Origin of the sequence: Moritella dasanensis ArB 0140, assembly GCF_000276805.1 — a bacterium.
In the GTDB taxonomy this organism is placed as follows: Bacteria; Pseudomonadota; Gammaproteobacteria; order Enterobacterales; family Moritellaceae; genus Moritella; species Moritella dasanensis.
In genome coordinates, this window is record NZ_AKXQ01000053.1 from 1 (window position 1) to 3,029 (window position 3,029).

Sequence of the window (3,029 nt, forward strand, 5' to 3'; positions counted from 1 at the left end):
ATTCTTAAGTCGATATTTCAATTAATCATACTTTAATTTGTATGGTTAAGCCTCACGGGTAATTAGTACAAGTTAGCTCAATGCCTCACAGCACTTACACACCTTGCCTATCAACGTTGTAGTCTCCAACGGCCCTTTAGGGAGCTTAAAGCTCCAGTGAGAACTCATCTCAAGGCCTGCTTCCCGCTTAGATGCTTTCAGCGGTTATCAGTTCCGAACTTAGCTACCGGGCAATGCTATTGGCATAACAACCCGAACACCAGTGGTTCGTCCACTCCGGTCCTCTCGTACTAGGAGCAGCTCCTTTCAATTCTCAAACGCCCACGGCAGATAGGGACCGAACTGTCTCACGACGTTCTAAACCCAGCTCGCGTACCACTTTAAATGGCGAACAGCCATACCCTTGGGACCAACTTCAGCCCCAGGATGTGATGAGCCGACATCGAGGTGCCAAACACCGCCGTCGATATGAACTCTTGGGCGGTATCAGCCTGTTATCCCCGGAGTACCTTTTATCCGTTGAGCGATGGCCCTTCCATTCAGAACCACCGGATCACTAAGACCTACTTTCGTACCTGCTCGACGTGTCTGTCTCGCAGTTAAGCTGGCTTATGCCTTTGCACTAACCACATGATGTCCAACCATGTTTAGCCAACCTTCGTGCTCCTCCGTTACTCTTTGGGAGGAGACCGCCCCAGTCAAACTACCCACCAGACACTGTCCGCAATCCCGATAAGGGACCTACGTTAGAACATCAAACGTACAAGGGTGGTATTTCAAGGTAGACTCCACATCATCTAGCGACAATGTTTCACAGTCTCCCACCTATCCTACACATGTAGGTTCAATGTTCAGTGCCAAGCTATAGTAAAGGTTCACGGGGTCTTTCCGTCTAGCCGCGGGTACACTGCATCTTAACAGCGATTTCAATTTCACTGAGTCTCGGGTGGAGACAGCGTGGCCATCATTACGCCATTCGTGCAGGTCGGAACTTACCCGACAAGGAATTTCGCTACCTTAGGACCGTTATAGTTACGGCCGCCGTTTACCGGGGCTTCGATCATGAGCTTCGACCTAAGTCTAACCCAATCAATTAACCTTCCGGCACCGGGCAGGCGTCACACCGTATACGTCATCTTTCGATTTTGCACAGTGCTGTGTTTTTAATAAACAGTTGCAGCCACCATTTCTCTGCGACCAACAATAGCTTACGGAGCAAGTCCTTCACCATCATTGGCGTACCTTCTCCCGAAGTTACGGTACCATTTTGCCTAGTTCCTTCACCCGAGTTCTCTCAAGCGCCTTAGTATTCTCTACCTAACCACCTGTGTCGGTTTGGGGTACGATTCTCTCATATCTGAAGCTTAGAGGTTTTTCCTGGAAGCCGGGTATCAACTACTTCATCTCCGTAGAGACTCGTCATCAGTTCTCAGCATTCTCACTAAAGAGAGCGACCCGGATTTGCCTAAGTCACTTGCCTACTACCTTAAACATGGACAACCATCGCCATGCTAGCCTAACCTTCTCCGTCACCCCATCGCAATATAAGCGAGTACTGGAATATTAACCAGTTTCCCATCGACTACGCCTTTCGGCCTCGCCTTAGGAGTCGACTCACCCTGCCCCGATTAACGTTGGACAGGAACCCTTGGTCTTTCGGCGTGGAGGTTTTTCACCCCCATTATCGTTACTCATGTCAACATTCGCACTTCTGATACCTCCAGCAAGCTTCTCAACTCACCTTCAACGGCTTACAGAACGCTCCTCTACCATGCAAGAACAAGTCTTGCATCCGTAGCTTCGGTGGTATGTTTAGCCCCGTTAAATCTTCCGCGCAGACCGACTCGACCAGTGAGCTATTACGCTTTCTTTAAAAGATGGCTGCTTCTAAGCCAACTTCCTGGCTGTCTGAGCCTTTCCACATCGTTTCCCACTTAACATACACTTTGGGACCTTAGCTGACGGTCTGGGTTGTTTCCCTTTCCACGACGGACGTTAGCACCCGCCGTGTGTCTCCCGCGATTGAACTTATTGGTATTCGGAGTTTGCAAAGGGTTGGTAAGTCGGGATGACCCCCTAGCCTTAACAGTGCTCTACCCCCAATAGTTAGACGCGAGGCGCTACCTAAATAGCTTTCGAGGAGAACCAGCTATCTCCCGGTTTGATTGGCCTTTCACCCCCAGCCACAAGTCATCCGCTAATTTTTCAACATTAGTCGGTTCGGTCCTCCAGTTGATGTTACTCAACCTTCAACCTGCCCATGGCTAGATCACCGGGTTTCGGGTCTAATCCCAGCAACTATTCGCGCAGTTAACACTCGGTTTCCCTACGGCTCCGCTATTCGCTTAACCTTGCTACTGAAATTAAGTCGTTGACCCATTATACAAAAGGTACGCAGTCACAGAACAAGTCTGCTCCCACTGCTTGTACGTATACGGTTTCAGGTTCTATTTCACTCCCCTCACAGGGGTTCTTTTCGCCTTTCCCTCACGGTACTGGTTCACTATCGGTCAGTCAGTAGTATTTAGCCTTGGAAGATGGTCCTCCCATATTCAAACAGCATATCACGTGTGCCGTCCTACTCGATTTCACAGTAAGGTCGTTTTCATGTACGGGACTATCACCCTGTATCGTGAAACTTTCCAGATTCTTCCATTAACTTCCAAACTGCTTAAGGGCTAGACCCCGTTCGCTCGCCGCTACTAAGGGTATCTCTATTGATTTCTTTTCCTCGGGGTACTTAGATGTTTCAGTTCTCCCGGTTCGCTTCGTAACGCTATGTATTCACGTTACGATACCTTACTTAGTAAGGTGGGTTTCCCCATTCGGAAATCTGTGGATTAACGCTTTTTATCAACTCCCCACAGCTTAACGCAGATTAACACGTCCTTCATCGCCTCTGACTGCCTAGGCATCCACCGTATACGCTTAGTCACTTAACCATACAATCTAAAGTAGACCGTACAATTGAAATAACTAGGTATTATCTAGTTTTTTTCGCCTCAAGAATACTCAAGAACACTTCATTG

Annotated in this window: 1 rRNA gene; it reads right to left on the minus strand. The window is 48.5% G+C overall.

The annotated features are described in order from the left end of the window. Positions 1-41: 41 nt before the first annotated feature. Positions 42-2,942: ribosomal RNA gene (locus A923_RS0121810) — 23S ribosomal RNA — on the minus strand. Positions 2,943-3,029: the final 87 nt, after the last annotated feature.